2 protein-coding genes and 1 pseudogene are annotated in these 2,743 nt (G+C 66.3%); 1 reads left to right on the top strand and 2 read right to left on the bottom strand.

Going from position 1 to position 2,743, the window contains the following annotated elements:
* On the bottom strand, positions 1-702 hold a 702-nt coding region (panC, locus tag H928_RS0105985), incomplete at its 3' end, for a pantoate--beta-alanine ligase (RefSeq protein ID WP_027010605.1).
* 330 nt (positions 703-1,032) lie between these two features.
* On the opposite strand from panC, the gene H928_RS0105980 reads away from it, so the two are divergent.
* On the top strand, positions 1,033-2,298 hold the full coding sequence (locus tag H928_RS0105980) for an Hsp70 family protein (RefSeq protein WP_021025681.1): 1,266 nt from the start codon (positions 1,033-1,035) through the stop codon (positions 2,296-2,298).
* 21 nt (positions 2,299-2,319) lie between these two features.
* On the opposite strand, the pseudogene H928_RS0105975 reads toward H928_RS0105980, so the two are convergent.
* A pseudogene (locus H928_RS0105975) lies at positions 2,320-2,743 on the bottom strand (16S rRNA (cytidine(1402)-2'-O)-methyltransferase); the annotation flags it as partial.

Raw genomic sequence — 2,743 nt, 5'->3', positions numbered from 1 at the left:
GGCCCGCAGCGACTGCATGGCCTGGGCTTCGAGCGCAGGCAGGTTGGCGGGCACGTTGCGGGCGGCGGCGGCCAGCGCCTTCAATGCTTGGGACAGGGCCATGGCCTGCTGGCGCTCGGCGGCGCTCAGGTAGCCATTGCGCGAGCTCAGCGCCAGGCCGTCGTCGGCGCGCGCGGTGGGGCAGCCGATGATCTCGATGGGCAGTGCAAACTGCGCCACCATGCGGCGGATGACCATCAGCTGCTGGTAGTCCTTCCAGCCAAAAATGGCCGCGCCCCCGCCGGTGCTGGCAAATACGCAGCTGAACAGCTTCATCACGACGGTGCAGACCCCCGTGAAAAAGCCGGGGCGGAACTCGCCCTCCAGAATGTCGGCCAGTGCCGGGTCAGGCTGCACCTTGAACAGCTGGGGCTCGGGGTACAGGTCCTTCTCGCGCGGGGCAAACAGGATGTCGCAGCCGGCCGCCTGCAGCTGGTTGCAGTCGCCCTCCCAGGTGCGGGGATAGCTGTCGAAATCTTCGGTCGGCAGGAACTGCAGGCGGTTGACAAAGATGCTCGCCACCGTCACCGCGCCATGGCGTTTGGCCTCATGCACCAGCGAGATATGGCCTGCATGCAGATTGCCCATGGTGGGCACAAAGGCGGGCCGGCCGCGCTCGGCCAGGGCTTGTCGGAGTTCTGCGATGGTATGGGTGACTTGCATGGTGGGCATGGGCGTTGCCAGCGGTGGTGCAGGGAGCGCCGAGCATAGCAGTACACCCATGGATTTTGTATAGGGCTATTAGAGGGGTCTATGGTTTGCCTGCGGTCGCCGCATGCGCTTGCCCTATAATTTTCCGGTCGCGGCGCGCAAACACTGTTCTTGCAGCGCACGCCTGGGTCAACCGACTCCGTGTCAGGCCAGTCGCATTTGGGCCTCTGCATCCGCTAGGGTACAGAGGCTTTTCCCTTTTTATACCGGCACCGGATCTGCATTTTTGCAACCGGCATGCCTTGATTTTTTCGTCCGATCCCCGCGTCGGACCTGGTCTTTATGTCATCTGCATCCTCCATCTTGGGCATTGATTTCGGCACTTCCAATTCGGCCATGGCGTTCAAGGCCGACCTGGCTGCGCCCGGGCCTTCCACGCTGTTGCAGGCCGAGGGCGCTTCGCAAGCGATGCCGACGGCCGTGTTCTTCAACACCGAGGACCACAGCACCCACTACGGGCGCGATGCCGTCTCGCGCTATCTGGAGGGCACCGAAGGGCGGCTGATGCGCTCGCTCAAAAGCCTGCTGGGCAGCGCGCTGATGCAGGAGAAAACGGTGGTGCACGGCAAGCTGGTGGCCTACCAGGACATCGTGGCGCTGTTTGTGCAGCAGCTGGCGGCCACGGCCGAGCGCCAGATGGGCCATCTGCCCAGCACCGTCGTCATGGGCCGGCCGGTGCATTTTGTCGATGAGGATGCGGGGCGTGACCAGGCGGCGCAAACGGCCCTGCAGCATGCCGCGCAGGCAGCAGGCTTCAAGGATGTGCGCTTTCAGCTGGAGCCCATTGCCGCAGCACTGGACTATGAGCAGCGCATTGCCAACGAGGCGCTGGTGCTGGTGGTCGACATTGGCGGCGGTACCTCGGACTTCACCGTGGTGCGCCTGGGCCCCGAGCGCCGCAACAAGCCCGAGCGCAGCAGCGACATTCTGGCCACCACCGGCGTGCACATTGGCGGCACCGATTTTGACCGGCGCCTGAGCCTGATGGCGGCCATGCCGCTTCTGGGCCTGCAGCATGTGGGGCCCAGCGGGCGCGAGGTGCCCAGCGCGGTCTTCCATGACTTGTCGACCTGGCACCTGATCCAGTGGCTGTACAGCCCGCAGCGCCAGCGCGAGGTGCAGGCGCTGCGCAGCAGCTACAGCGATACGGCTCTGCATGACCGGCTGGGGCGGCTCTTGCAAGAGCACTGGGGCCACCGCCTGGCCAATGCGGTCGAGGAAACCAAGATCGGCCTGTCCAACCACCAACGCGTGCAAAAGCTGGAAGTCGATTGGCTGGAGCCGGGCCTGAGCCCCGAGGTCTGGCCCGACGATCTGCAGCAATGCCTGCAGGCCTTGCTGGCCCAGGTGGCGCAGTGCGCGCTCGATTGCGTGCAGGCCGCCGGCCTGCAGCAAGGGCAGATCGATGCGATCTACCTGACCGGCGGTTCATCGGCCTTGCAGCCGCTGCGCGCAGCGCTGGCGCAGGCTTTTCCGGATACCCCGCAGGTCGAGGGCGATCTGTTTGGCGGTGTGGCGGCGGGCCTGGTGCACGGCCAGGCGCTTTAAACCTCAGCGCAGCAGCGGCGATCAGTCGTCGCCTTGCTCGGCATCGCGCTTCCAGGCCAGTGCCGTGTCATACAGCGCATTGCGCGGCGCGCCCGTGATATCGGCGGCCAGCTTGACGGCGGTCTTGGTCGGCAGCTCGGCCAGCAGCAGCGCCAGCACGCGGTGGGCATCGGCCAGGCCATCGGTTTGCACCGCCTGCGGGTGCAGCAGCAGTGCAAACTCGCCCTTGCTGCGGTGCGGGTCGGCCGCCAGCCAGCCGGGCACATCGGCCGCAGCCATGGTGGCAATGTCTTCAAACTGCTTGGTCAGCTCGCGGCCCAAGGTCACGGGCCGGTCCTGCAGCACGGCCAGCGCCTGGGCCAGGTCGGCAATGCGGTGGGGCGCCTCCAGCAGCACGAGGGTGCGCGGGTCCTGCGCCAGTTGGGCGACGGCCTGCTGGCGCTCC

The sequence above is a fragment of the Comamonas sp. B-9 genome, from assembly GCF_000410635.1.
Taxonomy (GTDB): Bacteria; Pseudomonadota; Gammaproteobacteria; order Burkholderiales; family Burkholderiaceae_C; genus Comamonas.
Note: the sequence above shows the minus strand (reverse complement) of the source record. Positions and strands in the feature narration are given on the sequence as shown.

Coding starts and splice junctions, on each gene's coding strand:
- H928_RS0105980 (WP_021025681.1), top strand. CDS start 1,033: ATGTCATCTGCATCCTCCATCTTGGGCATTGATTTCGGCACTTCCAAT.